This window comes from Paracoccus isoporae, from assembly GCF_900101865.1.
In the GTDB taxonomy this organism is placed as follows: domain Bacteria; phylum Pseudomonadota; class Alphaproteobacteria; order Rhodobacterales; family Rhodobacteraceae; genus Paracoccus; species Paracoccus isoporae.
Window position 1 is genome coordinate 1 of the sequence record NZ_FNAH01000028.1, and the last position, 2424, is coordinate 2424.

Below are 2424 nucleotides of genomic sequence, written 5' to 3' on the forward strand. Positions count from 1 at the left end.
GGACCGCCACCAAATGGCTCTGGACCTATAACAACGAACGTCCCAACATGGGCAACGGCGGGATCACACCCGCCATGAAGCTGAAAATGGCCGCGTGAATTCTACAGCCACGCCCCGTTAAAAAGGGGAGGATTACCGTTTTCCGGATCGGGAGCGTCGGGTCGCGGCATGGCGCCCGTGAACCCAAAAAATCGCCCCGCAACCCCGATTTTTCCCTTTTTTTGGCGGTTATCCACATGTTTGGACCTGTGGATAAACGCCCCGACGCTTCGGACTGTCTCACGATGATCTACAATAGTCTCATGACCGGCCAACATACCGGATCGCACAGCAGTAACCGCCGAAGATCACCTTCGCGCGGAACAGGAGAGAACTGTCTTTGGCTCAGGCAAGACAACATCGCGCAATGCGCAAGCGTGAGATCGGGGCAAACGCCCCGCTCGCGCCTGTTGTCACCACCGATCCAAAGGACCGCGCTGCCTGGCTTGATCTCATCCGGGCTCTTGCGCGCGCCGCCGCCCGCGCCGATCATGGAGCCGAGCGCGATCAAGCCGCGCGCTGAGATTTCCTGCCCTCCCCTGAGGAGACCCTGACATGACCAAACCGCTCCGCGCCGCGCTTTACGCGCGTTATTCGACCGATATGCAACGCAAGGCCTCGATCGACGATCAGATCCGAACCTGCCGGGACTATGCAGCGCGTCAGGGTTTCGAGGTCGTAGAAACATATTCAGACAGCGCGATATCCGGCGCCAGCATGATGCGCGGCGGTATCCAGAAGCTTATGCGCCATGCCCAGTCGTGCCGCTTCGATGTGGTCGTCGCCGAAGGGCTCGACCGCCTCAGCCGCAACCAGGCCGATATAGCCGGCATATTCCAGAACCTGCGCTTCCTGAACATCTCGATCTGGACGATCAGAGAGAATGAGGTGAACGACATTTACGTCGGCCTCGTTGGCGCCATGAACGCCAGGGCCATACAGGACATTTCCCAAAAAACCCGCCGTGGGCTTCACGGGCGCGCCAAGCTGGGCAAGAGTGCCGGTGGCCTGACTTACGGTTATCGGTCGGTCATAAAATACAACGACGACGGCGAACAGATACGGGGCGATCGGGTGATCGACGAGAATCATGCCAAGATCGTGCGTCGGATCTATCAGGACTATGCAAAGGGGATCTCGCCCAAGAAGATCGCCGAGCAGTTGAACAATGAAGACATCCCCGGCCCGTCAGGCGCGCATTGGAACACATCCACGATTCACGGCAACCGGGATCGTGGCACCGGTATCATCAATAACGAGCTCTATATCGGCCGACAGATCTGGAACCGGCTCACCTATGTCAAAAACCCGCAGACCGGCAAGCGGGTCTCCCGGCTGAACCCCGAGGAGCAATGGGTCATCGCCAATGTCCCGGAACTCAGGATCATCGACGAGGATCTCTGGGAGGCCGTCCGCGCGCGGCAAGGCAAACAGAAAGTCAAGAACACCCAGACCCAGGTCTGGGATCGTCGGCGGCCAAAATTCCTGTTTTCCGGGCTGATGGAATGCAGTTGCTGCGGTTCGGGGTTTTCCAAGATCAGCCAGCACTATTTCGGCTGCTCGGCGGCGCGCAAGAAAGGCCCGGCGGTTTGCACGAACATGCGCTCGATCAAGCGCGAGGATCTCGATGACCGCGTGCTGACCGCTCTTGCTAACAACCTGATGGACCCGGAGGTCGTCCAGATCTTCTATGAAGAATACGCCGCCGAGCGCAACCGACTGATGGCCGAAGCCAATGCCGGACGCACCGAGTTGGAGAAGGAACTTCGCCGGGTGACGGGCGATCACAAGAAACTGGTCGATGCAATCATCGCCGGCGTGCCGGCAGAACAGGTCAAGGACCGGATGATCGAGCTGGACGGCCGCCGCAAGGAGATCGAGAAGCTGCTCGCAACCGCCGCCGCGCCCGACAAGCTGCGGATCCATCCGTCGATGGCCAAGACCTATCGCGACCGGGTCGGCCAGCTGATCCGCGGCCTCACCGATGCCGAGGACATGGAGGAGGCGAAGGAAGCACTGCGCGCGCTCGTCGATAAGATCGTTCTGACGCCAGATCCTGACGGCGATGGACTGCTGATCGATCTGCATGGCGCATTGGCGAGCCTGCTGCGTCTGGCGACCGGTCAGCCGCTGCAGCAGGTCATGCGGCGGGCGAACAGCAACGCGGCACCGGGCGCGAGCGGCGGAGGCGTTGATAAGATTGGAGAATTAGTGTTGGTTGCGGGGGTAGGATTTGAACCTACGACCTTCAGGTTATGAGCCTGACGAGCTACCGGGCTGCTCTACCCCGCGCCGGTTGCGCTTGGTGCGCTGTTGCACCGATCTTTTGGATGGTGCGGGTTGTTTGTGATCGTTTCGAGAGATTGCGTTTCTTTTCAGATCTGG

General features: G+C 59.8%; 1 protein-coding gene and 1 tRNA gene. One reads left to right on the forward strand and one right to left on the reverse strand.

The genetic code is table 11. The features are described 5' to 3' along the window. Positions 1–642 precede the first annotated feature (642 nt). Positions 643–2298: a recombinase family protein gene (locus BLT73_RS16905; protein ID WP_245727397.1), complete on the forward strand. Its 1656-nt coding sequence runs from the start codon at positions 643–645 to the stop codon at positions 2296–2298. On the opposite strand, the gene BLT73_RS16910 is transcribed toward BLT73_RS16905, so the two are convergent. Continuing rightward, positions 2255–2331, reverse strand: a tRNA-Met gene (locus tag BLT73_RS16910). The two genes, BLT73_RS16905 and BLT73_RS16910, sit on opposite strands and share 44 nt — an antisense overlap. Positions 2332–2424: the final 93 nt, after the last annotated feature.